The sequence below is a fragment of the Xenorhabdus vietnamensis genome (genome assembly GCF_002127535.1).
Lineage (GTDB): Bacteria > Pseudomonadota > Gammaproteobacteria > Enterobacterales > Enterobacteriaceae > Xenorhabdus > Xenorhabdus vietnamensis.
Map to the genome: position 1 here is coordinate 70,612 of NZ_MUBJ01000018.1, position 22,652 is coordinate 93,263.

The window sequence follows — 22,652 nt, forward strand, 5'->3', positions numbered from 1 at the left end:
CACCATTAATTATCGCAAATAGACTGTTCGTTAAGATAATTTAATTCGCTAAGGTGATTTAAGTGATTACGATCCATGACTTCACCATGATAAACACGATAAACCAATGGGTTATGTCCTAATTCGTATAATATATCAACCGGATTCTGAGCTTCCCAAACAACAAAATCAGCCATAAAACCTGCTGCCAATTGACCATGGCTATCTGCTCGCCCCAATGCCCGAGCGGCATGAACAGTGACTCCCTGCCACACTTCTTCCGGCGTTAAACCAAATTGTACACAAGCCATATTCATGATCAGACGCAAAGAGGCAAAAGGACTTGTACCGGGATTGAAATCTGTCGAAATAGCCATTGGGACACTATATTGGCGCAATAATGCAATAGGGGGACGTTTAGTTTCTCTCAGGAAATAAAATGCCCCGGGCAGCAACACAGCTACTGTTCCACTATGGCTGAGAGCTTCAATTCCCTTTTCATCCAAATGCTCAATATGATCAACTGACAAACCTTGATATTCAGCAACCAGTTCACTTCCTCCCAAATTGGAAAGTTGCTCAACATGACCTTTTACGGGAATATTCAGGCGTTTTGCTGTTTCAAAAAGACGCTTGGTTTGATTCAGAGTGAAACCAACAGTTTCGCAAAATACATCTACAGCTTCAAATAGCTGTTTTTGCCAAAGAGTAGGCAGGATGGAATCACAGACTAAATCGATATAGGCATCAGGATCATGTTTATATTCAGGAGGGACGGCATGGGCAGAAAGTAATGTCGGGCTAATTTCGATGGGGTTTTTCTGTGCCAATGCCCGCACGATATTCAATTGTTTTTCTTCATTTACCAGATCCAACCCATAACCTGACTTCATCTCAATTGTTGTCACACCTTCAGCAATCAATGCATTAAGACGCTTCTGGGACACGATTTCCAATTGTTGAGCTGAACTATTACGAGTGGCATTGACTGTAGAATTAATGCCTCCGCCTTTTGCACTGATTTCTTCATAAGAAACTCCATTCAGACGTTGTTCCCATTCAGAAGCTCTATTACCACCAAAAACTAAGTGTGTATGGCAATCGATCAAGCCAGGAGTGATTAGCCGCTGTTCCACATCAATAATTTTACACTGGTTGGCTGGTACACTATCTGTCGGCAAAATCGCCAAGATCTTTTCATCCCTTACAATAAGATCATGCTGTTCTAATATGCCGTAATTACTTCTGCCATCAATATTTTTAATTGCCGAGTTCATTGTGGCAAGTTTGGCATTGCGCCATATGACATCAGTGTCTCTTAGTTCAATCGACATTATACCATCCTGTTATTTTTCTTGTTTGTATCAAACCTCAAGTTGTATATACATTTATTTTATAACCAAACATAATTGTCAAATTATTTTGTGAACAACTTGTTACTCAAAACAATAGCTTCCGAGAAAAATCACAAAAAATCATGTACACTTACCAAAAGCTGTAAATAAATTAATTATGTAATGAAGAAAAAACATCAACTAAACTCAGAAGACATCAGTCTATTTAGAACGTCTGTTACGGGCATCCGTCGCATTGTGCAAGACACGGTTTCCCATCCCCCGAAAAGAAACAAAATTAATCTTGTTGCCCCTGAACGCTTGATGCAAGAGCAAATCGATGCCAGTTACTATTTTTCCGATGAGTTCCAGCCCAATTTGGATATGGAAGGCCCAACCCGCTACATTCGGGAAGGTGCCAATCATTATGAATTAAAGAAACTGCGTCGTGGAGATTATTCTCCTGAACTTTTTCTGGATTTACATGGGCTGACTCAGCTACAGGCTAAACAAGAAATTGGAGCATTAATCGCTGCCTGCCGCCGTGAATACATCTATTGTGCCTGCGTTATGCATGGTCACGGTAAGCATATTCTTAAGCAACAAACTCCGTTATGGCTGGCCCAACATCCTGATATTATTGCCTTCCATCAAGCCCCTAAAGAATGGGGAGGGAATGCTGCGTTACTCATTTTGGTAGAGATGGAAGAGTTTACGCAGCGCTAATTTAGTCTTTATATTGAATTAAAGGCCGGTAATTAAGGTGTCTGGTTAGGATTTTTTCGCTAACTGTGCTGGAGATATTTGCCATAACAGACACCCTTTTTCTGTTTGGTGCTCCAACTCAACACAAGCGATACTGGATGTAGCAAACATCGGGGAGATTTGCCCGGGACAAAGCTCAGAAACCAAATATCCAACCAACGGCAAATGAGAAACCACCAATACAGATTTGTACCCTTGTGTTGACAAAACGTGTAAATAACTGGCAACCAGTGCTACATCACCCGATGGTGTTAACTCAATCAGCACTTCTTCATCGTCAGGAAGTGCCAAATTTTCTCTCACTACTTTCAGCGTTTGTGCTGCACGAATATAAGGGCTGACCAAAACACAATCAACGTCAGGCGATTGCTGCGAAAGCCAACAAGCCATTTTCTGTGATTCTTGACACCCTTGAGGTGTAAGTTCCCGTGTTGCATCATTCATTGCGTCTAAAGCAGCATCACCGTGACGCATAATAAAAACGTACATAATCCACCGTTTAGTTAATTGTAAGCCTTCCTTAATGCCGCACATACATTCATTCTTCTTGAGATAAGCTATTGTTATACGGCATTAATAAATAAGCTCAGGTGCTATTATCCAACTAACACTTGATATATATCCTATAGATTTCAAGTTACAGCATGCCAACATAGAAACTCAATTCCAATTAACATATCTAACTATACGATAAAAAAGAAAACCATAAATAAACAATCAATTATTTTCCATGAAAAAATCGGCTCTTTTTGCTAAGAGCCGAGCTAATTGATTTCAAAAATAAAATTAAATTATACGTGAAATTTCTTTTTCTGCTCAGCCATCTGGATTAAACGCTCACAGGGAGCAAACCTTTCCCCATATTGCTGCTCCAGACGCCGTAAAATTTCTACAACTTTATCACTGCCAAGCTTATCAATATAACGGAATGGTCCTCCCAAGAAGGGTGGAAACCCGATGCCAAATACAGCACCAATATCACCATCACGAGGACTTCTGATAATGCCTTCATCCAAGCAACGAACGGCCTCATTCAGCATGAGCATCACACAACGCTGAACAATGTCAGCAGGCAACATTTTTACAGCAGGTTTGATTTTTAATAAAGAATAGATGGATACATCCACTTGTTTGGCTTTTTTCCCAAAAGACCAGAATGAACCCTTTTTATTTGTATACAAATAAAAGCCACGACCATTTTTCTTGCCCTTCCGGTCGTCTTTCAAAATTGCGTCCAAAATCTCTGGCGCAACAAATCGACTTCCCAATTGTTCTACTAAAATAGGGATAATTTTGGTACCCACATCTATGCCAACTTCATCCAGCAGATTGATTGGGCCAATAGGAAAACCAAAATTCGTCAAGGCATTATCAATATGTTCAATTGGCTCTCCTTCCACTAAACAATAACCAGCCTCATTAATGTAAGGTGTCAGAATTCGGTTTACATAGAATCCTGCTTTATCCCCGACAACAATGGCTGTTTTCCCCTGTTTCTTGGCCAATGCCACGGCAGTTGCAATTGTTTTTTCACTCGTTCCCTCATGTGGAATGACTTCCACCAACGGCATTTTGTCTACAGGGCTAAAATAGTGAAGACCGATCACCTGTTCTGGCCGAGTTGCAATCTCAGCGATCTTGTGAATTGGCAATGAAGAGGTGTTAGATGCAAAAATAGTTTCGGGTTTCGTATGTTCTTCAATTTCTGAAACCATTTTGCGTTTCAATACTAAGTCTTCAAATACCGCTTCGACTACAATATCGGTTTGTTTAAACCCACTGTAATCCATAGTTCCTGTTAATAGGGCCATCTGACGAGAGCGCTCACTTGATTTCAAACGACGCTGTTTTACTCGCTTAGAAAGGAGATCCCATGTATATTTTAATGCCTGATTAATACCTTTTTCATTAATATCTTTAATACGAACAGGCAAATTACCTCGGGTCATGGTCACATTGGCAATACCACCGCCCATCAATCCTCCACCCAAAATGCCCACATGCTTGATCTCGGCAGGTTGCGATGAAGAACCGGTTTCATTTTTTAACGTAGTAGAAGCAAAAAACAAGCTCCGCAATGCTTCTGATTCCTGCGACATTGCCAGTTCACCAAACGCCTTGGCTTCAAGCTGAAAACCTCGCTCTACTCCTTTTTCCAAGCCAGTACGAATCACATTAATGATTTTTTCTGGTGCCGGATAATGACCGCGAGTTTTTTCCCGCGTTTTTTTATGAACCATCCGGAATAACAACGGCCTGCTCAATGGACTTGCCAGCATACGCTGTGGCCATGCCAATGGCTTACGCTTCACGGTGCCTTTTTTAACATATTGCACAGCAACATCCAGCAAGATATCTAAAGGAACCGCGTCATCCACAACCCCCAGCCGTTGCGCCTGTTTCGCCCTAAGCTGACGGCCAGTCAATATGATGTCCAAAGCGGCACTGACGCCAATCAGGCGGGGTAATCTTTGCGTTCCCCCCGAGCCCGGTAATAGCCCAAGCTGAACTTCCGGCAAACCAAGGCGTGTTTTCTCATCCAAAGAACAAATGCGTACATGACAAGCCAATGCCAATTCCAATCCACCGCCTAAACATGCTCCATGAATAGCTGCCACGACAGGTAAAGGATAATTAGCAATCTGCGCAAATAATTTTTGACCTTTTTCAGCCAATTCTGTCGCTTCTGCCTGAGTTTGGCAGCCGGCTATCATGCTGATATCAGCACCAGCGATGAAGGTATCTGGCTTACCGGATATAATAATTAATCCTTTTAAACCTGAAACTTGTTGCGCTTTTTCAAACATCGTCAAGAACTGTTCAACAAATTCAGCTTTCAGTGTGTTGACTTTTTCGCCCGGTACATCAATGGTGATAATTCCCACCTTGTCATCCCTGACAGAAAAACTGAATACCGATTGCTCTGCTTGCATTGCTGGCACAGCTGTTTCTTTCTCAGCCTGAGTCATTATTCCACCTCCAATACCATTGCTGCACCCAAACCACCAGCGGCACAAGCTGTCGTTAACCCAAGCCCACCACCACGGCGACGCAATTCATTCAACGTCTGGGTAACCATTCTGGCTCCTGTCGCCGCAAATGGATGCCCATAAGCAATTGATCCACCTAAGACATTGAATTTACCCATATCCACTTCACCAATTGCCTGTGCACGTCCCAACTTTTCACGGGCAAATTTTTCACTGGCAAACATTTTTAAATTCGTCAGTGTTTGAGCTGCAAATGCTTCATGCATGTCGATAAGAGTGAGCTCATTCAGACTGATACCAGCACGATCCAGTGCCAGCGGCGTTGCATAGGATGGCCCCAGTAACATGTCCTGCCAAACATCAATTGCAGAAAATGCATAGCTACGTAAATATCCCAATGGAACCATACCAAGTTCTTTGGCAACTGATTCACTCATTAACATCACGGCTGCTGCGCCATCGGTCAATGGTGTGCTGTTTGCCGCTGTGACTGTGCCATGTTTACGATCAAAGGCAGGACGCAACTTAGCATAAGAAGCTAAAGTTGAATTTTTTCTAATATTGTTATCTTCTGCCAATGTCTTGTTGTATGGCGGAAAATATGCCGATGTAATTTCTTCTTTTAAAAGCCCCTGCTCCCAAGCTTTAGCCGCCAATACATGAGAACGATGAGCCAAAGCATCCTGATCTTCACGGCTGATATGGTAAGTTTTTGCCATCTGCTCTGCGGTATCACCCATTCTCAATCCCGTGGAATATTCAGCAACAGCAGGAGATACGGGCAGTAAATCACGTAATTTCAATCGGCTGAGTAATTTTAACCGTTGAGAGAGGTTTTTGGCTTTGCTCATATCAACTAAAGTACGGGCCAATGATTTAGTCACTCCTATGGGCAAAACGGATGAGGAATCAGCGCCTCCGGCGATGCCCACATTGACTGTCCCTGCCATAATACTTTCAGCCACATTTGCAATTGCCTGAAAACTTGTCGCGCAGGCACGAGAAACGCTATAGGCGTCAGTATTTACACTTAAACCTGCCCCCAAAACAATTTCCCTTGCAATATTCGGCGCTTCCGGCATTTGAACAACCTGTCCAAAAACTAATTGGTCGATCTTCTCAGGCGACAAACCACTTCTAATGACCAGCTCACTTACGACAGCCTTTCCCAAGTCAACAGCCGGAATACCGTGGTAGAAAGTTGCCTGTTTCGCAAAAGGAATACGCAACCCGCTGACAATAGCTACACGTTCCTTTTGCATTATTACTTTTGTTGAAGAACGACCCATAGCAACTCCTAATCATTATTATTAATTAAATCAATTGATTGATTAAAAATATTTACTCACCTCACAAGAGGTCAGACCTGATGATGCATTGTTAACGCAATGTTGGAAAATAGCAAACAGGAATAAACTAAAAATGAGAGCAAACTCAACTTTAAGGGATTTATAATTTATACAACTTAAATGAAGAAGATGTGACAGAAACACAAAGAAAAGAGTGCTATTTACAATAGCTTACAAAAGAATCGGTTACAAAGGATCTTCTCACTGTTTTATATCACAAAACAGTGAGAAAACCGTTGTTCAGAGAGAGTTAACGCAAACTTAGCTGAAAAATCAGAGCTTCTGCTTGGCAACTAAAAGCGAAATCTATGGATAACTGAATTCCACTCTCAACCGCTTCAATCCTATGGTTTATAATACACGGCTCAGACTCTACTGTTTTTGCTTTTTCTATCAATGTATTCAGCATCAATTCTGCTTCTTGTTCACTAGTAAAAACACATTGATAAGAAGCAGTGCAATTTTCATTATCAATAACTGTTCCCACATCAACACAACAACAAGCAGCGGTTTCTTCGGCATTACAACGGTTAATTGCATCAGGCATTTTATTTCTCCGACAATAAAAACTTACGAATAATTCTACGTTCTCCTGACTATCGATAACCAGCATTTGTGCTGTTTGAAACCATTTATCTCACTGTTTATTGATCTCATTACGTCAACAAAAATGTATTCACATTTTATTAACTCCAGTTGTCGATTTTTTGTTAAGCAAGTCCCAGTTTGACAATCATTTTAGTTATATTTAGAAAACATTCTTGCAACATATTCTATTATCAGGCCTATACTTCGTGCACTGGTCTGATTTGTCATTAAGACAAACCGACTCTACAATCCCGCGCTCTCAGCTACTTGAGTAGCATGTTAATAATAATTAAACAATGAGGTTTTGGTTATGAGCCAGAAAAACCTATTTACACGTTCAGCATTAGCAGTGGCGGTTGCAGTTATCTCATCCAATGCTAGTGCTGCCGGTTTTCAATTGAATGAATATTCATCATCAGGACTAGGTCGTGCATTTTCTGGGGCAGGTGTCGTTGCAGACAACGCTTCTGTAGGGAGTCGTAACCCTGCGGCCATGACCTTATTTAATAGCCCATCGTTTTCTGGCGGTTTGGTGTATGTTAATCCAAATGTTGATATCACCGGGGAGTCTCCATACCCTGCCAAGAATAGCACTGATGCTAAAAACATCGCACCACATGCATGGATCCCAAACCTGCATTTTATTACCCCGATCAACGACCAATGGTTTGTTGGCGCATCTGCGACTTCCAACTTCGGCTTAGCGACTAATTTCAGCAATAACTATTCTGCTGGCCTGCTTGGTGGTAAGACAGATCTTAAGACCATGAACCTAAACCTAAGCGGTGCTTACAAATTCAATGACCAGTTCAGCTTTGGCTTAGGTGTCAATGCTGTGTATGCCGATGCTAAGATCGTTCGCCATATGGGTGAGATCGGCTCAATGGTATCTAGAAAAACAGGACTCAATATTCCTGCCAGTTCTGAAGGTGCCAAACTGGAAGGTAAAGATTGGGGCTACGGCTGGAACGCAGGCTTGTTGTATCAGTATGACGAAAATAACCGTTATAGCCTGACTTACCGCTCAAAAGTCAAAGTTAAATTCAAGAGCGGGGACTACAGCAACGATTTGCCATACATACCCAAACTCTTTGAGAGTGGTACTAACGGGAAAATCGTCAAAGGTAAATTGGATCTGAATTTGCCTGATATGTGGGAATTCTCTGGCTATAATCGTGTCGCACCACAATGGGCAATTCATTATAGCTTCTTGTATACAGGCTGGAGTGAATTCAAAGAATTGAAAGCAACGAGAAGTGATACAGGTAGAGTTGCATTTGATAAACATGAAGGTTTTCGTGATGCTTATCGTATCTCGCTAGGTACGACTTACTACTATGACGATAACTGGACATTCCGCACAGGTATTGCCTTTGATGAAAGCCCAGTGCCAGCTAAAAACCGCTCAATTTCAATTCCCGATCAAGATCGTTTCTGGTTCAGCGTAGGAACCACTTATGCATTCAATAAAGATGCTTCTGTGGATGTTGGTGTTTCTTATATGCGTGGTAAAAAAGTACATGTTAGTGAAAAACTGCCTGAAGAGATTCAGGAAAAAGGATTCACTGCGCCTTATGAGTTCGATTCCAAAGGAACCGCATGGCTATATGGTGTGAACTTCAACTATACGTTCTAACCTAATAGTTTGATCTAAAAAAGGATAGTACCCGCTATCCTTTTTTTATTCTGAAAGCTAATTAATCAATAGAATCCAATTCATCCTGAATACTTGCCGCATTAGGATTTTTTTCTGTTTCTATTTTACCGCCATTGGCCATAAAATTGTGACGTTGGAAGTAGGCATCACGCATCATCAAATAAGGATCGGAAGAGTTCTTTAACAGGCCATCAGAATCCAGAAGACGGGCACGAGTTTCTATCCCTTCAACCATCCACTTTCCTACTGACATCCAACCAGTGAGATAACTCAGTACCGGATAAGTCATATCTGCAAAGTTACCACCTTCATCACGCAATGTGAAACCACCGTAACCAGGCAGAACAACATAAGGGCCATACCCAACATTATAGTGCCCTAATGTACTACCAAAACGCATCGGATCTTCTTTGGCCAATTTAGGGTTCGCCATGGAGGCAACATCAATAAGCCCCCCCATCCCCAAAAGGGTATTCAAAAAGAAACGGTTAAAGTGTTTTGCACCACCGTGAACATCACCACGTAAAAAACTGTTAACCATGCTGGCAGGCTCTTCAAGATTGCTCATGAAATTGCTGACGCCATTTCGCGCAGGCATCGGTACATAATTGCGCCAAACTACAGCAACAGGCCGCAGAACATAAGGGTCGAGAACATCATAATTAAAGTTGAACATAGCACGGTTAAACCCTTCCAGCGGATCAGAACGCCCCTGCTTCATCGTGTTCGATGAACTGGCACAACCCACAAGTAAGACTGCTGTAAAAGCAACCCCGCTCAGACGATACTTCATATTGTTCTCCACATTAATTATTTTTCGACATCAACCATCACACTGCAAACCAGCTAATGTACCCAAATATGTTAAATATACTTCCAATTTTTCATTAATGGTAATCAAAAAGAGTGGTGATTATATAGGCAAACGGTTCATCATGCCTTATCTCTGACAAGAAAAACAGGTATACTGTGTTTTATTGTCCCCTTAGTTAAATGGATATAACGAGCCCCTCCTAAGGGCTAGTTGCAGGTTCGATTCCTGCAGGGGGCGCCAAAAGAACATCTTTCATAGTCTATTCAAGTCAATTAGCCCCAGTAAAATCAATATATTCAATAAAACTCTCATCTATCCAAGTCTAGTAGTGTCTTTCTAAATCTCTACAATTTGTTGTATAGTTTTTTGTATAGAGTTTCCCTCTACAATTTTTCTATACAAGATTGGTGATTTATGAAGCTGACAGACTTGACAATCAAGCGAGCCAAACCAAAGGAAAAAGCCTATACGCTGGCAGATGGCAACGGGCTATCTTTATTGGTTGATATCAATGGTTCCAAAGGCTGGCGATATCGTTATCAATTTGCGGGTAAAACCAAAATGATCTCATTAGGTGTTTATCCAGTAGTAACACTCACCGAAGCCAGAACCAAACGCGATGAGGCAAGAAAGCTGGTGGCTAACGGAATTAACCCCAGTGAAGTAAGAAAAACCGAAAAGATATCCGCAGCAAACCAAATAGAACACCTTTGAAAATATAACTCGTGAATGGTATGAAAAACGCGTAGACAGGTGGTCGGCTTCTTATGCCAAAGAAATGATGGAAACATTTGAAAAAGACGTTTTCCCATATATAGGCAATAGACCTATTTCTGAGATTAAGCCAATGGAACTTATGGCTGTTTTATCACGAATGAACGATCGGGGAGCGACCGAAAAACTCAGAAAAGTTCGTCAACGGTGTGGAGAGGTATGGCGATATGCAATAGTAACAGGGAGGACTGAATATAATCCCGCCCCAGATTTAGTGTCTGCCTTTGCTGCACATAAAAAAGAACATTATTCATTTTTAACTGTTGATGAAATCCCTGAGTTCTATAAATCCTTAAATGCTTATACAGGTAGTTTCATCGTAAAAATGGGGATGCGATTACAAATGATAATTGGTGCCCGTCCCGGTGAATTACGCAAGGCTGAATGGTCAGAGGTTGATTTTAATAAAGCGCAATGGGAAATATCTGCTGCAAAAATGAAAATGCGTCGCCCTCATATTGTTCCATTATCAAACCAGGCTATTGATATTTTAGAACAGCTACAGCCCATTACAGGCCAAGGAAAATATGTTTTTCAGGGCAGGAATGATGCAAATAAACCTATGAGTGAAATGGCATTAAATTTATTAATTAGACGAATTGGTTATACAGGGCAAGCAACGAGCCACGGATTCCGCCACACAATGAGTACTATTTTGCACGAACAAAATTACCCCTCTGAGTGGATTGAAACACAACTTGCTCATGTTGATAAAAACAGCATTCGTGGCACGTATAACCATGCTCAATATTTGGATAGTCGTCGGGAAATGCTTCAATGGTATGCCGACTATATGGGTGCACTAGAACGAGGCGAAAATGTGGTACATGGCAAATTTGGGAAACGTGCTTAATTGGATGAATAGACAGCGATAATTGACTTTAGTAGACTATCCAAGACGTTAAAGAATAAAGCTATGCCTAGGCTGATCACCGAAAACCCGTACACCTCTACGGACTGGCATAGCTCCTACAAAATAGAGGGCGTGAGGTGGCGTTGTAATGATCAATAGTAAGTTTCTTAAAGTAAAAAAATGGATTGATTTAAATGAAGCTGCAATTAGATTATCTTCTTCATTAGAAGAGAATGTTACAACTTTGGATTTACTGGAACTAGGATTAGATGGGGAATTAAAATTATCAGTAAGATTACCATATGCTGGTAAATATATTTTTAGGGAAGCTTGGGAAGAAGATATTCTTTTTACAAAAAGGTTAGAAGATTATTTTTTATTAACTTTAATTACAAATGAAGATAAATCCATAAAAAAAGGAACAGAAAAATATCAAGTATTGTTAAATGAATATATGGAATCTGAATTTAAGAAGTATGTTGAAAGAATGAGGAAAAACAATGAAAAAGAAGAACAATTGACTCGTGAATATTTCAACAAAAAATTAAGGCATGTATGTTGGGAATATTCATCTGAGTTATCTTGTTTGGATGAGTACGTTTTTGAATTAATGATGATTGGAACAGGCAGAATTGATGTAATGTCTATGATTGAAGTTAATAAAAATAGAAATCTACTAGATTTTTTAAACTTAGATGGAGTCTTTCTCAAGGCAATAGATGGTAAAATATATAACCTAATGGAGCGTTTCAGTGATGATGAAATAAAATCATTTGATGAAAAATATAATAATGATAAAAAGCTATGGAGAGAAAATTATTTAAATCCTAAATATTACTTTCCCACAGATGGTGTTCCTGCTAATACAGAATTTGGCATTACACCGGAAAATTTGTTTGACTTTGAAAGAAAACTATTAAATGAAAGTGGAGAGTACGCTTCTGATCAATTGTTATACCTAATAGGCGGTGTTTTAAATTGTGTTACATCTAGAGCTAAAAAGTGGACTCAGGGAGAGATGGCTTTAACTTTGAGTGATAAAGGAATAAGGAATCTGAGTGAGAGAAAAATTAATGAAATTTTCTCCAAATCAAATAAGATATATAAATCAATTAATTAGATTTGCGTGCAAAATTACGATTTTGTGTGCAATGCATTTTTACTAAAAATCATTCTTAATACCCTCTGTAATCAAACAACGTCCACTACGACATCTTAAGGACTAGATAACAGGGGGCTACATGCCAACAAGTACAGCATTCAGAAAAAACCTTATCCGCTTACCCGAAGTTCAGCGCAGAACTGGCTACGGTAAGGCGTGGATCTACAAACTCATTGCAGATAATCAATTCCCGAAGCAAGTCAAAATTGGCACTCGTTCAATCGCTTTTATTGAATCAGAAATTGATGACTGGATAGATCAGCGTATTGCTGAGTCTCGCAGCGAGGTAATGTAATGCCTAAATTTATATTACCCACCGATAAACAGCGGAAATATATTCTTTCCGCTTACGGCGAAATTGAAAGACGAATAAGAGAAAGGGAACGAGAAAGAATATCCGGTATTTCTCGCAGCCATTGCCATAAATTAGAGGGATTAGGTTTATTTCCGCCACGTTGTCATTTTGGGCGTAATTCCTGCGCATGGTTATTAAGTGATGTTTTATGGTGGGTACGTAACCCGCCAACAGTAGAGAACGTAAATAACCCCTATAGCCGAAAATCAAATTAATTAAGACAGGGTAAAAATATGAAATCTAAAAATATGGTCTTAAATGGTCAGGGACTTGCTTACGCTGAAAACAGCCAAGAGCCTATTTTGGTTCAGTACAAAGAGAACCGAAAAAAGAATTATGCCGAAATGATCCCGTTAACAGCGGGAACTATTAATGGAAAGGCAGCAATGGTTACTGATGCCAGAAACCTGCATAAGTTTCTTGGTAATAAGGAACTGTTCGCTAGCTGGATAAAACAGCGCATTGAGCAATATGGTTTTATTGAAAATGAGGACTACGAGACTTATTTGGAAAATTCCAAAAAAGGTCGTCCGAGAACTGAATACCGTATTAGCTCTGATATGGCGAAAGAGCTTTCTATGGTGGAACGCACCGAAGAAGGTAAAGAGGCTCGCCAGTACTTTATCGACTGTGAAAAACGTCTGCGTCGTGTTGCACCAGAGGAACACAAAGCCGCTCTGCTTAACTGGCGTAAAAATCGTGTCGCTGCCTGTGAAGATCACAAAAGCATGGCTGATGCGATGAAAGGATATATTGAGCGCACCGGAGACAATCAAAAGGGCTTTGCTTACAGCAATGAATCCAGGTTCATCAATAAATTGGTGCTGGGTATAGATCCTGTCAGATGGGCTAAAAATAAGGGCATTAAATCTAAAGAAGTCAGAGACAATATGACTGTAGAGCAGTTACAGCTACTGGCTTACTTGGAGTCACGTAACTGTGCATTTCTTGATTTGGATACACCACCAGAGACACGGAAAGCCCAATTAACAGAACTGGCTCAACGTTGGTTAGCGCAGCGCATGGAGGCGAAGTAATGAGAAGCCATTCTATAACTTTAAGTTATCCAATTATTGCTGGTGACTCCTTGAGTTTAAGGAGTCCTATTACCGTGGTCCTCACTTTGGCTGGTCACTCAGCGAAACTTTTCGCTCAGTTCCAATCGGAGAAATATTTCGCTGATTATACATTGGCTGAAAATTTAGCCGATGGGTATGCGAATATTTTCGGACACCTCAGTAACCCATTGAAATATAGTCAAGCTGCAAATATGCAGTCTGGTCATAATCTGTGCGTATCATTGAGCGACGCACAAAAAGAAAAGGATAGCACGGCGAATGCTACCCTTTGGGATCACGCGTCTTTGCGTCATGAGATAAATCAATCAGTTATCCGTAATCCAAATCTGGTTTACGAAGAATTACAACAACTTAAGAGGCTACCCTCTTTAAGAGGGTTGGTTAGTTATTGCTCAGTCAACTTACCATCTTTAAGAGGGGGAGTGAACCACGTCAATAATTTTGCCTTGGTTAACCACTGGGCTTATTGTCGGCTGGTTCAGGATTTTAATTCAACGCATGGTAATAAGGTTCAGATTTTTGGGGTACATAAGCTATTTAACTCATGCTTAATAGCTATTGTATTGTCTTTGTATTCGGCTTTAAGTGCATCCAATTCAGCCATTAACGACTCATATTTAGCGCGCATACCATTTGAAACTAATAAGCTTACAGCGTTATTTATATCATCGGGTTTATTCAATTCGGCAGGAAAAATAACGCTGGTTTTGCCTGTTATTAACGCAGCTATATGTTTGCAGAAGGTATTTGCGGGGCAGTTACATGATATTCCTATTTGTCCTGAAACTTCAAAAACTTCAACTTCATACGTATCTTCTTTGTTGCTGCTTAATGCCGAGAAATTGAACGTCATAGCCGTTTCCTTTAGGGTATTGATAGTTGGTGTTTATTTTTTCTTCTGCGATTTTTGCTTAGATAATTTTCTTTCGCAAGCATCAATCACCCATGATGAGAAGTTAGAGTTTACCTGTGCAGACTTCTCACTCTCTATATTGGCGTTGATTTCTTCAATCAATTCATGCGGGAACCGGATATGTTTCTTAGCAGATTTGTTATTTATATCGCCTGTAGCCATTGGTATACACCCATTATCAGATATTAGTGTTAACACACCATACATCATATTGAGATTAAAAAAAAGCATTGACGTGGGTTCACACCTTCATGTAAGGTGGGTTCACACTAAAATTTACTATGACACAAAAATAGCAACGCCCCGAAGTGCAGCAAACACTATCGAGGCGTCTAACCACAACGTAAAGGAGTCTTACGCTATGGATACACCACAGCATAACCAAACTCGCCTTAAATTTACATTCCTAATTGCATCGGGTACTCAACGGCTGGTGGATATTCACCCTGTGCGTCTGATTACTGTACTGGCAGACAGCGAAGGTGAAGCCCGTTTACTGGTCGGTATTCCCTCTCTGATATTTGTTTCCCGTCAGGAGGTGGTCGCATGAGCCAGCCTATCACTATTCATCAAGCAGTTGAAAAGGCGCAGCAACTCGAATTTATTAATCAGCTTATTGAGTCATACCCTCATCAAATACAGGGCAGTGAAATATCTGTTATTTCTTCTCTGATGGCGAAGCTATCCGGCGATATTGCTGTATTTCTGATTGATGTAATCGCGGATGAGGAAGCTATTGATAACACTTCCCACTGTAGCGATATGTCTACTGTTCAGGGGGTGAACCATGCCTAACCCTGAACCTCATGACTATTACACCCATAAGAACGGGGAAACCGTTCAGGTGCTGTCAGTGGCCTTTAATCGTGTGACTTTTGTCCGTGATGGTTATCAAAGCCCATGCACCATGCCATTAAGCCGCTTCACTCAAGAATACACCTACGCAGGGAGAGCCTGATTATGTCTGATATCTATAACCACTTGGTACGTCACGACTTCAACGATATGGACACTGAGGAACTGAAAGATTTGCGTATGAATGCAGATGGTGCACATAGTGCAGTAATGGCGGCGATGTCTGCAATGGGTGAGATGGCGTTCTGGTCAGTTGATAACGAAAACTATGACAATCGTCAGGCAAGGGAAGATTTACGCCGTATCGGTGAAGCATTGATGTATTTACCGAGGATCGCTCAAGCACTGAACGACACCGCACAATATGCGGACTTTGAACTCCATCACCGCGAGGGATTCCCGAAATGGTAAGTCATATTGATATTCGTTCGGTGAAAGCAGCGGCGCAAAATCAGTGGCAAGGTTTGTTGTCTGCTTGTGGGGTGGACGTTCCAGCAAAGGGTAAGCATGGCGCTTGCCCTATCTGTGGCGGTAATGATCGCTTTCACTTCATAGACGACCACGGAGACGGCAACTGGCATTGTCGCCAGTGTGAACACCCGAACCACGGAGACGGTTTTGATTTACTCTCGAAAGCTAAAGGTATCACGGTAATTGAGGCGGCTAAGGTGGCTGCTGATGCGCTGTTACTTCCCTTGCCTGAACCCCAACCTGCCAGAAAAGAGGCTCTGAAATCAGAGGCTCTTCCGATAGCTGAGAAAGTGAATAAGTTGCTTGCTCAGGCTACTATCGGACAATCTGATTATCTGACCAAAAAGGGGCTGCCATGCCCCGACCAGAAGCTACTGAATGACGGTTCGTTGTTGCTGGTCACTCAGGCTCTGGACGGCACAATCACCGGTGCACAAATCATCAAGCCGAAGGGTGAAAAACGTCTTGTCTCTGGGACGCTGAAAAAGGGGAGTTTTATCCCCTTATCACCCGTAATTGGAACACCAGACACAATCATCATTACTGAGGGCTATGCAACCGCCTTAACGGTGAGCCAATTGTGTGAGGGCTGGGTACTGGCTGCGATTGATGAAGGTAATTTACCGACTGTGGCTAAACAGGTCAGAGAGCGGTATCCAGACGCGAGAATTATCCTTGCCGCCGACAATGATTGGAACTCATCGGAAGAACTGGACGACAAAGGCAAGCCAAAGAAGAACGTCGGCAAGATAGCAGCCGAGAAAACCGCTAAGGCTATCGATGGATGGGTCACATTACCGCCAACAGAGCACAAGGCCGACTGGGACGATTATCGCCAGCAGCACGGCATCGAGGCAGCAAAGCAGGCATTCAGTGAAGGGTTGTATCAGGTGGGGGAAAAGAAAGTGGGAACAGCTAACGTTATTTCGATTAATCCGGGAAAGCAGAAGAAAAAACGCACGAGTAACAACATTGCGCAACTGGCGGATAATGAAAAGGCTTTATTGCTAACAGAACGGTATGAAGGGATTGCTATTCATTCAGAAAGCGAAGGGTTCTATACCTATCAACTGGGCGTTTGGAAGAAAACATCATGCTTGGATTTAAGCCGGGAAATGGGAAAGGTCTATACCTTACACGGAACTAACTTTAGTAAGCGTGCACTCAATAATGTGGTTGAAGCATTAAAGATTGTTGCGCCTGTGATGGGTGAGCCGTGCCAGAGCATGATCTCCTTTGCGAATGGTGTTTTTGATATTGAAACGAAAGTATTTTCACCTCACCGGCCTGAAAATTGGTTATTAAATCACAATGGCATTGAGTACACCCCAGCAAAACCGGATGAGAACTTGCGAGACGGTGCGCCTAATTTCCATAAATGGATAAGCCATGCCGCTGACCGAGATCCGTACAAAATGAAGCGAATATTTGCAGCGTTATACATGGTTTTAGCTAATCGCTATGACTGGCAATTATTCCTTGAAATTACAGGCGAAGGGGGTAGCGGTAAAAGTGTCTTTACTCAGGTGGCTACTTTATTGGCTGGTCAACACAATACAGCCAGCGGAAATATGGTGGCTTTGGACACAGCACGAGGACGAGCGCAATTTGTGGGTAAAAGCATGATAACTCTACCCGATCAACCCAAATACACAGGGGAAGGTACGGGCATAAAAGCGATTACGGGCGGTGACGCCATAGAGATTGATCCCAAGCATGAACAGCAATACACAACAATCATACGGGCAGTTGTTATTGCAACAAATAATACCCCGATGATATTTACCGAACGCGCTGGGGGTGTGGCTCGTCGGCGTGTTATCTATCAATTTAACAATAAAGTGAAAGAAGAAGATAAAGACCCGCATTTATCAGACAAGATCGCTCATGAAATTCCGGTTATTGTCAGACGGTTACTGACGACATTTGATGACCCCGAACAGGCCAAAGTGCTATTACTTGAACAGCGTGATAGTGATGAAGCATTGGAGGTTAAACGGGCATCTAACCCTGTTTTAGATTTGTGCGCGGCACTGGCTTTTATGGGAGAACCGAGAGGATTAGAAATGGGTGGCGGGCGTAAAACGGAAGAAGAGCGCCAGCCAAAAAGATACCTTTATCACCTTTATCTTTCATTCATGGAATATCAAGGGCTGGGGCGTCCTCTGAGTGTAACCGAGTTCGGAAAAGCGGTTAAAGAAGCCGCAAAGGAGTACAAGGCTGAATATCTGACTCGAACTATAAAGGGCAGACGACAGACCAATGTACAACTCACCGATAAAGCGGACGAGTTTATCTAAAAATAGCGTTTGGTTATCTACCTTGTCTACCTAATCGACATTTATTTATATTAATCATATGGTTAATTAGGTAGATAACTATTTAAAGATTATCTACCTATTATCTACCTTGTCTACCTAAAGGAAAGAAAAAATAGGTAGATAAGGTTGAGATAGGTAGACAATGGGTAGAGAGCAAAAAATCAGTCATCTACCCACTTAAAGCCTTGTGCCATATGGGATAGAGTGAGTGGGTAGATAAGGTAGACAACCCCAGCACATTTTTTTATAAACGTTAAAACGCCTACGAAGAATAAATTTTCTATACGCGTAAAACTAACCGACAATACCGACAAATCGACAAATCGACAAATCGACAAATCGACAACACATATATAAATATCTTAAAAATCAATATAGTAAAATGTTAAATGTTTGTCGCTACGTTGTCGGTTTGTCGTTTTCATTGTCGGACTTAAAACAAAGCGCCTGCCAGAAGAAAAACTTTCCTTTCTTGGCGGGCAAAAGGATTCAGAGACGCATGAGAGAGTTTATAAGTGGCGTTGTCGGTAACTTTTCACTATATATACAAAAAATAGAACCGGATAAAGAGCCGCTGATAGATTGGCGGCTCCAGTATCACTTTAAAATACCTGCGTTTTCTTGCGCATTTTGTCCCCCCGCTCTGCGCAATAGTTTCTAATTTACCGCGTTTTCCGTCGGTTCTTACTGCGCAATTTTAGCCGTCTCATTCTGCGCAATGGCTGAATACCCCGGCTTTTCTTGGGTATCATTTTGCGCAGTTTGCTTGCGCAGATGTGGCCTGAGTTTGCGCAGTATTGCGCACTATTATTTTGCGCAGCAGGTTACAGGTACGGAACGGGGTTGTGATGCTTCGTAAAACGGTTTTAATGTTAAGAATTGTTAGGATTTAGCGATTAGTAATCTGCCTGATTAGTCTGCCAAAAGAGGCTTTTACCTTAAGATTTCTTAGGATTTCGCTTGTGCTATTTCTTTGGCGTATAGCGTAGAGAAAGGCATCAACCTTATCAAAACTTATCATTGTGCTGGATTGGGTGTGCGCAGAATCACTGTCTGTCTTCTCAGCGTTGACGTTATCAAATGTTATCATTTGGCTTGCTTGAGTTTTGGTTTTACAGCCTTGAATACGAAGAGCATTTGCTCTGGGAGGCAATGTTTCTCCGATTTCAAATCGGGAAAATCAGCACGTCCTATCCAACCATAACGGAAATCATTACAGTTGCCGCAGGTGGTTCAGGATTGAGTTATACAATATTGGTCGGATTTTAACCCGCAGCTTTCGGTGGGTTCATAGGACTAAAATTTGACTGATTAGAACTGAGCCAAAGTGAGGACTACGGCAGCAGGTAGGTATATCAAACATACTGAGCTACTTTTAACCAACCCTCTTAAAGAGGGTAGCCTCTGAGTTTATTTCCATGCCTACGTTTCAAACGGAAGCATGACATGGTACTAAACCTGCACCATGCAGGAGATAAGGGATATCAATGAGTTAAAGGTGGATTTATTTGAAAAAGGCCGCATTAAGCAGCCTTGAATTCAGTACGTGGATTTATTTCCAGTTGAGGCAAAAAGACAGTGTATTACCTACGTTTTGTTTCAGTAGATCGCCTAGTTGTTTTGCACCGTCAGAGGTATAGTTGAAATCAGTTGTAGAATTACCAGCGGTACCCAGATTATAAGTTGAACCATTCACCGTCACTTCAAGAGTTTTACTCCCTAAGTTCGGTTGGTTTTGGGTGTCAACTTGCAATTCTATAGTATAAAAAGTACCGATTGGGGCTTCTTCATAATAAAATGTCAAGATGCTTCTAATACCTATAGTGCTTTGAAGATTAGTCAAAGTACCAAAAGTAGGTTGATTTGCCCACACATGTCCACCCTTGGTCAAATATCCCCAATCCTGACCCTGACCGCTACTATATTGGCCAGTCCCTATCTCAAGATCAAAAGACAGCATACATTCAACTGGTTTTACTTCAGACAACAATATCCAATCGCAAGCCATCAAATCTTCTGGTGTGGGCTGCCAAGAAAACCAAGTACCATGTTTATCTCTTTTCTCAATATAAACAGAATCATTACCCGGTTTTTTGGAAGTAAGACGCATGTACTCATTAGGGGTGTCCCAATCACTACGATGCAACTTATTCCCCAAATATACTTGAATTATTGCCCACGGACAGGAACCAACTGGTGCAGTTACTGTATCAATCTTAATTTTGTATTGGTCAGGGTTAATTTGACATTGCGTACTATCCAGCTTATTAACATTAGACATAAACACCTCACTTTATTATTCGTTAAAGGTCATTTCATCCTACTGTTAACGCACCAGAAACCTTACTGAGGTCAAATCTTCATCTCAATCGGATTACGACTATAGCAAGGCTTATAATTTGAAAGATGATGCGTGATTCAGTGAGGTGTATATTTGAAGTTTGGTGCTGGTATGACTTAATTTGTAGGGATCGAGATGCTGCTCATATCAACCAAAATCACACCTAACACACTGATTTAAATATGGTATATGGCGCTACCCAACCCTGATCTAACCACTTGAATTTGTTTCGTTATGGGAATTCCCATATCTGATTATTCAATAATCTATGTAGCCTTTTTATTTCGTTAATTTCCATCAATAGTGAAGAGAATTTTATTAATGACCCGCCTGCTATTCTATGCCATCCTACCATCAAAACATGCCTCAAATTGAATTCAAGCCGTACTTTCTCGTATTGATGAACCCTTTTATTGATGTTCACCGGCGGAGAAGTCTCCCACCGCCTTCATGTTATTTAGCAATGTTGTATTGTTGATTAGATGAGGGAATGAATATGAGTACTCAAGACAGCAATATCTCTGTAGTGGCTCCAACAATAGAAGATGTTAAAAGAGCAATTGAAGAAGTAACTTCTTTGATGGATGAGCGTTTCGCTAAGCTTGATGCTGATGGTAAATATATCCAAGATATTCGCTTAGGTTCAGTGGAAAGCGCGTCAGTTTGGAAATCATATGGATTTTCTGATTTTCCACCATATGTTATTACTGGTGTTATTAATCATAATTCTGATAAATATATTGATTCTGTTTATCGGCGTCCATTGCAAAAATTAGTTAATGGAGTTTGGTATAATATAGGATTTATATAATGTTACACTTCAGAAAATTCTCCAGATATCCTCCAAGTAATGAAGATGAAGAAGAAATTGAAAAAAGATATAAAGCAATATTTTATCGCAGTGAGGACAATCAAGATTGGTATGCATGTATTTCGAAATTCAATAATGACACGTATAAAATAAAGTACGACTCTAATGGTATAATTGTTGCGATAAGTAAGGATGCTTCAACAATATGCCCTGAAAACGGAAGCATTGTTGAAGTTGAATTATTACCTGATAACATTGATACTCTGGGAAATTGGCAGTATTCAAATGGTAGCATTAAGTTGCGGAGCTATACTCAAGATGAACTTATTGCTCATGCATATGAACATAAGAAAAAATTATTGAGTAAAGCGAATGCTGTAATTATGCCTTTAGAAGATGCTGTAGAGCTTGATATATCAACAGTTCAGGAAATTACTGAACTAACAAAATGGAAACGTTACCGAATACTACTCAATCGGATAGATTGCACTACTGCACCTGATATCGTATGGCCGGAACAACCGAAGGAATGACAAGGTATGTAGCTATGTATTAGCTGTATACCAACTAGACACGGACGTCTAACTAATACCCTTCGTAAATATCACATACCCGCACCACCTACAGAACGGGCATTAAAAAGCAAAGATTTGTCAGTATCTTGTTCTCATGTTTCCAGTGTCAGAATGAAGGCTTTACCTGATGAATAATAAGCCTCATCAAACGGCGGTATCACATGATATTGCCGCTTCCTGCCTGTCCTTAATTTATAGTGAATCTTATTGTTTCTTATTTTGCATCATTAATTTGATTTGTTGCATATATTGCAATAATATAGCTGTATAAATTATCAGCGATTGAGGTGTAAGTATGAAAATCGATAACAAGGCCATCTTACTGACCCGTCAGCAGATGGACGCCCTACGCAAGATACAGCAGGACGAATACAGCCGCTCAGAACTGGGCATTAAACCCACCCTTCACGAAGTCGCCCGTAAGCTGGTCGACAAGGCTTTATCACAGACAGGAAGATAACAAATGGCAAATTACACTATGTCGAATTTATTGGGGTTAGGCCGCTTCAAGCGTAAAGCAGTCCACAAAGACACAACCACAACAAAAGCCAACTTTAGTCACCTGTCAGCACGGGCTGATGATGATTCTGGACATTACACTACTGAACCGGCACAGGAACTCGCTACAGATCTCATCACTGAGCAAGACAACCAGCCCGAACCCAT

General features: G+C 41.1%; 24 protein-coding genes, 1 tRNA gene and 1 pseudogene. 17 read left to right on the forward strand and 9 right to left on the reverse strand.

Annotated elements, in window-relative coordinates:
* Positions 1 to 5 precede the first annotated feature (5 nt).
* The gene (hutI, locus tag Xvie_RS14870; RefSeq protein WP_086110044.1) at positions 6 to 1,313 is read right to left on the reverse strand and encodes an imidazolonepropionase; all 1,308 of its coding nucleotides are present in this window, start codon (positions 1,311 to 1,313) and stop codon (positions 6 to 8) included.
* Between the two features lie 183 nt (positions 1,314 to 1,496).
* Here hutI and smrB point away from each other — a divergent pair, with 183 nt between their 5' ends.
* Positions 1,497 to 2,039, forward strand: coding sequence for an endonuclease SmrB (gene smrB, locus Xvie_RS14875; protein ID WP_086110045.1), 543 nt, complete (start codon positions 1,497 to 1,499; stop codon positions 2,037 to 2,039).
* 45 nt (positions 2,040 to 2,084) lie between these two features.
* On the opposite strand, the gene sixA is transcribed toward smrB, so the two are convergent.
* From sixA to Xvie_RS14895, 4 genes are all read right to left on the reverse strand, one after another.
* Entirely contained in the window at positions 2,085 to 2,567 is a 483-nt protein-coding gene (gene sixA / locus Xvie_RS14880; protein WP_086110064.1) for a phosphohistidine phosphatase SixA, read from the reverse strand.
* A gap of 302 nt (positions 2,568 to 2,869) precedes the next feature.
* Positions 2,870 to 5,047, reverse strand: coding sequence for a fatty acid oxidation complex subunit alpha FadJ (gene fadJ, locus Xvie_RS14885; RefSeq protein ID WP_086110046.1), 2,178 nt, complete (start codon positions 5,045 to 5,047; stop codon positions 2,870 to 2,872).
* A complete protein-coding gene (gene fadI, locus Xvie_RS14890) occupies positions 5,047 to 6,357 on the reverse strand; it encodes an acetyl-CoA C-acyltransferase FadI (RefSeq protein WP_086110047.1) in 1,311 nt (436 codons plus the stop codon). Before fadI ends, fadJ begins: the two co-directional genes overlap by 1 nt.
* A 310-nt stretch (positions 6,358 to 6,667) precedes the next feature.
* Positions 6,668 to 6,964, reverse strand: a complete 297-nt coding sequence (locus Xvie_RS14895; protein WP_086110048.1) for a YfcZ/YiiS family protein — start codon at positions 6,962 to 6,964, stop codon at positions 6,668 to 6,670.
* Between the two features lie 351 nt (positions 6,965 to 7,315).
* On the opposite strand from Xvie_RS14895, the gene fadL reads away from it, so the two are divergent.
* Complete coding sequence (gene fadL / locus Xvie_RS14900) at positions 7,316 to 8,641, forward strand: long-chain fatty acid transporter FadL (RefSeq protein WP_086110049.1); 1,326 nt, start codon at positions 7,316 to 7,318, stop codon at positions 8,639 to 8,641.
* A gap of 61 nt (positions 8,642 to 8,702) precedes the next feature.
* Here fadL and mlaA read toward each other — a convergent pair whose 3' ends face one another.
* Positions 8,703 to 9,455 (reverse strand): phospholipid-binding lipoprotein MlaA, encoded by a 753-nt coding sequence (mlaA, locus tag Xvie_RS14905; protein WP_086110050.1) that lies wholly within the window; start codon positions 9,453 to 9,455, stop codon positions 8,703 to 8,705.
* Positions 9,456 to 9,641: 186 nt separating this feature from the next.
* Between mlaA and Xvie_RS14910 the strand changes: the two genes are divergently transcribed.
* The 6 genes and pseudogenes from Xvie_RS14910 (at position 9,642) to Xvie_RS14935 (ending at position 13,657) form a co-directional block, all read left to right on the forward strand.
* A tRNA-Arg gene (locus Xvie_RS14910) sits at positions 9,642 to 9,716 on the forward strand.
* Positions 9,717 to 9,890: 174 nt separating this feature from the next.
* Positions 9,891 to 11,103 (forward strand): annotated as a pseudogene (locus tag Xvie_RS14915) (tyrosine-type recombinase/integrase).
* 148 nt (positions 11,104 to 11,251) lie between these two features.
* Positions 11,252 to 12,223 (forward strand): hypothetical protein, encoded by a 972-nt coding sequence (locus tag Xvie_RS14920; RefSeq protein WP_086110051.1) that lies wholly within the window; start codon positions 11,252 to 11,254, stop codon positions 12,221 to 12,223.
* Between the two features lie 121 nt (positions 12,224 to 12,344).
* A complete protein-coding gene (locus tag Xvie_RS14925; RefSeq protein ID WP_086110052.1) occupies positions 12,345 to 12,560 on the forward strand; it encodes a helix-turn-helix transcriptional regulator in 216 nt (71 codons plus the stop codon).
* A complete protein-coding gene (locus tag Xvie_RS14930) occupies positions 12,560 to 12,835 on the forward strand; it encodes a helix-turn-helix transcriptional regulator (RefSeq protein ID WP_086110053.1) in 276 nt (91 codons plus the stop codon). Before Xvie_RS14925 ends, Xvie_RS14930 begins: the two co-directional genes overlap by 1 nt.
* Before the next feature lie 18 nt (positions 12,836 to 12,853).
* Complete coding sequence (locus Xvie_RS14935) at positions 12,854 to 13,657, forward strand: antA/AntB antirepressor family protein (RefSeq protein WP_139838863.1); 804 nt, start codon at positions 12,854 to 12,856, stop codon at positions 13,655 to 13,657.
* A gap of 553 nt (positions 13,658 to 14,210) precedes the next feature.
* Here the strand turns inward: Xvie_RS14935 and Xvie_RS14940 are convergent.
* Together Xvie_RS14940 and Xvie_RS14945 are read right to left on the reverse strand one after the other, a co-directional pair.
* Entirely contained in the window at positions 14,211 to 14,552 is a 342-nt protein-coding gene (locus Xvie_RS14940; RefSeq protein WP_086110054.1) for a hypothetical protein, read from the reverse strand.
* Positions 14,553 to 14,585: 33 nt separating this feature from the next.
* Positions 14,586 to 14,774 carry a YlcI/YnfO family protein gene (locus Xvie_RS14945; protein ID WP_086110066.1) on the reverse strand — a complete coding sequence of 63 codons (189 nt, stop codon included), beginning with the start codon at positions 14,772 to 14,774 and terminating at the stop codon, positions 14,586 to 14,588.
* Positions 14,775 to 14,973: 199 nt separating this feature from the next.
* On the opposite strand from Xvie_RS14945, the gene Xvie_RS14950 reads away from it, so the two are divergent.
* From Xvie_RS14950 to Xvie_RS14970, 5 genes are read left to right on the forward strand one after another with little or no spacing between them, the layout of a single operon-like run.
* Positions 14,974 to 15,162 carry a hypothetical protein gene (locus Xvie_RS14950; RefSeq protein WP_086110055.1) on the forward strand — a complete coding sequence of 63 codons (189 nt, stop codon included), beginning with the start codon at positions 14,974 to 14,976 and terminating at the stop codon, positions 15,160 to 15,162.
* Positions 15,159 to 15,407, forward strand: a complete 249-nt coding sequence (locus Xvie_RS14955; protein ID WP_086110056.1) for a hypothetical protein — start codon at positions 15,159 to 15,161, stop codon at positions 15,405 to 15,407. The genes Xvie_RS14950 and Xvie_RS14955 overlap by 4 nt, the downstream gene beginning before the upstream one ends.
* Entirely contained in the window at positions 15,400 to 15,570 is a 171-nt protein-coding gene (locus Xvie_RS14960) for a DUF4222 domain-containing protein (RefSeq protein WP_086110057.1), read from the forward strand. The genes Xvie_RS14955 and Xvie_RS14960 overlap by 8 nt, the downstream gene beginning before the upstream one ends.
* 2 nt (positions 15,571 to 15,572) lie before the next feature.
* Positions 15,573 to 15,878, forward strand: a complete 306-nt coding sequence (locus tag Xvie_RS14965; RefSeq protein ID WP_086110058.1) for a hypothetical protein — start codon at positions 15,573 to 15,575, stop codon at positions 15,876 to 15,878.
* Positions 15,872 to 18,238, forward strand: a complete 2,367-nt coding sequence (locus Xvie_RS14970) for a toprim domain-containing protein (RefSeq protein WP_086110059.1) — start codon at positions 15,872 to 15,874, stop codon at positions 18,236 to 18,238. The genes Xvie_RS14965 and Xvie_RS14970 overlap by 7 nt, the downstream gene beginning before the upstream one ends.
* A gap of 1,573 nt (positions 18,239 to 19,811) precedes the next feature.
* On the opposite strand, the gene Xvie_RS14980 is transcribed toward Xvie_RS14970, so the two are convergent.
* Positions 19,812 to 20,540, reverse strand: coding sequence for a Thoeris anti-defense Tad2 family protein (locus Xvie_RS14980; RefSeq protein ID WP_086110061.1), 729 nt, complete (start codon positions 20,538 to 20,540; stop codon positions 19,812 to 19,814).
* A 556-nt stretch (positions 20,541 to 21,096) separates the two neighbouring features.
* On the opposite strand from Xvie_RS14980, the gene Xvie_RS14985 reads away from it, so the two are divergent.
* The 4 genes from Xvie_RS14985 to Xvie_RS14995 form a co-directional block, all read left to right on the forward strand.
* Positions 21,097 to 21,411 carry a hypothetical protein gene (locus tag Xvie_RS14985; protein WP_074020940.1) on the forward strand — a complete coding sequence of 105 codons (315 nt, stop codon included), beginning with the start codon at positions 21,097 to 21,099 and terminating at the stop codon, positions 21,409 to 21,411.
* Positions 21,411 to 21,944, forward strand: a complete 534-nt coding sequence (locus tag Xvie_RS14990; RefSeq protein WP_074020942.1) for a tail fiber assembly protein — start codon at positions 21,411 to 21,413, stop codon at positions 21,942 to 21,944. Before Xvie_RS14985 ends, Xvie_RS14990 begins: the two co-directional genes overlap by 1 nt.
* A 337-nt stretch (positions 21,945 to 22,281) precedes the next feature.
* Positions 22,282 to 22,446 (forward strand): hypothetical protein, encoded by a 165-nt coding sequence (locus tag Xvie_RS21660; protein WP_167366730.1) that lies wholly within the window; start codon positions 22,282 to 22,284, stop codon positions 22,444 to 22,446.
* A 3-nt stretch (positions 22,447 to 22,449) separates the two neighbouring features.
* Positions 22,450 to 22,652: hypothetical protein (locus Xvie_RS14995; RefSeq protein ID WP_139838864.1), on the forward strand; the 203-nt coding region annotated here is incomplete at its 3' end.

Bases quoted from the DNA above. Each gene is read 5' to 3' on its own strand.
- mlaA (WP_086110050.1), bottom strand. From the start codon at position 9,455: ATGAAGTATCGTCTGAGCGGGGTTGCTTTTACAGCAGTCTTACTTGTG.
- sixA (WP_086110064.1), bottom strand. From the start codon at position 2,567: ATGTACGTTTTTATTATGCGTCACGGTGATGCTGCTTTAGACGCAATG.
- Xvie_RS14965 (WP_086110058.1), top strand. From the start codon at position 15,573: ATGTCTGATATCTATAACCACTTGGTACGTCACGACTTCAACGATATG.
- fadJ (WP_086110046.1), bottom strand. From the start codon at position 5,047: ATGACTCAGGCTGAGAAAGAAACAGCTGTGCCAGCAATGCAAGCAGAG.
- Xvie_RS14925 (WP_086110052.1), top strand. From the start codon at position 12,345: ATGCCAACAAGTACAGCATTCAGAAAAAACCTTATCCGCTTACCCGAA.
- Xvie_RS14930 (WP_086110053.1), top strand. From the start codon at position 12,560: ATGCCTAAATTTATATTACCCACCGATAAACAGCGGAAATATATTCTT.
- Xvie_RS14935 (WP_139838863.1), top strand. From the start codon at position 12,854: ATGAAATCTAAAAATATGGTCTTAAATGGTCAGGGACTTGCTTACGCT.
- fadL (WP_086110049.1), top strand. From the start codon at position 7,316: ATGAGCCAGAAAAACCTATTTACACGTTCAGCATTAGCAGTGGCGGTT.
- Xvie_RS14955 (WP_086110056.1), top strand. From the start codon at position 15,159: ATGAGCCAGCCTATCACTATTCATCAAGCAGTTGAAAAGGCGCAGCAA.
- Xvie_RS14950 (WP_086110055.1), top strand. From the start codon at position 14,974: ATGGATACACCACAGCATAACCAAACTCGCCTTAAATTTACATTCCTA.
- Xvie_RS14895 (WP_086110048.1), bottom strand. From the start codon at position 6,964: ATGCCTGATGCAATTAACCGTTGTAATGCCGAAGAAACCGCTGCTTGT.
- Xvie_RS21660 (WP_167366730.1), top strand. From the start codon at position 22,282: ATGAAAATCGATAACAAGGCCATCTTACTGACCCGTCAGCAGATGGAC.
- Xvie_RS14960 (WP_086110057.1), top strand. From the start codon at position 15,400: ATGCCTAACCCTGAACCTCATGACTATTACACCCATAAGAACGGGGAA.
- fadI (WP_086110047.1), bottom strand. From the start codon at position 6,357: ATGGGTCGTTCTTCAACAAAAGTAATAATGCAAAAGGAACGTGTAGCT.
- smrB (WP_086110045.1), top strand. From the start codon at position 1,497: ATGAAGAAAAAACATCAACTAAACTCAGAAGACATCAGTCTATTTAGA.
- Xvie_RS14920 (WP_086110051.1), top strand. From the start codon at position 11,252: ATGATCAATAGTAAGTTTCTTAAAGTAAAAAAATGGATTGATTTAAAT.
- Xvie_RS14980 (WP_086110061.1), bottom strand. From the start codon at position 20,540: ATGTCTAATGTTAATAAGCTGGATAGTACGCAATGTCAAATTAACCCT.
- Xvie_RS14940 (WP_086110054.1), bottom strand. From the start codon at position 14,552: ATGACGTTCAATTTCTCGGCATTAAGCAGCAACAAAGAAGATACGTAT.
- Xvie_RS14985 (WP_074020940.1), top strand. From the start codon at position 21,097: ATGAGTACTCAAGACAGCAATATCTCTGTAGTGGCTCCAACAATAGAA.
- Xvie_RS14990 (WP_074020942.1), top strand. From the start codon at position 21,411: ATGTTACACTTCAGAAAATTCTCCAGATATCCTCCAAGTAATGAAGAT.
- Xvie_RS14945 (WP_086110066.1), bottom strand. From the start codon at position 14,774: ATGGCTACAGGCGATATAAATAACAAATCTGCTAAGAAACATATCCGG.
- Xvie_RS14970 (WP_086110059.1), top strand. From the start codon at position 15,872: ATGGTAAGTCATATTGATATTCGTTCGGTGAAAGCAGCGGCGCAAAAT.
- hutI (WP_086110044.1), bottom strand. From the start codon at position 1,313: ATGTCGATTGAACTAAGAGACACTGATGTCATATGGCGCAATGCCAAA.